General features: G+C 71.1%; 1 pseudogene. It reads right to left on the minus strand.

Features of this window, described 5'->3' with window-relative positions:
* Positions 1-253 (minus strand): annotated as a pseudogene (locus ACY0MJ_RS22450) (hypothetical protein); the annotation flags it as partial.

The raw sequence follows: 253 nt of genomic DNA on the forward strand, positions 1-253 counted from the left end.
CTGAATCCGCGCGCACCTCGAGCGCCCAGTCGGTCGCGTCCGCGATCGTCCCGGACGCCTCGGCGGAGCTGAGCGACCGCCTCGTCGCTGATGCCGGTGCCGAGCATCGAGGTGAGCAACGTCAGCATCGGGCGGAAACGCTTGCCGCCGGCGTCCACGAGGTGGTGGCTGGCCTCACGCACGAGCGGGCTGTCGTGGTCGACGACGACGTCGAGGCGTGCGTTGACGCGCTCCAACCCGTCGACGAGGCGGT

This window comes from Ramlibacter sp. bp-362 (genome assembly GCF_054956735.1).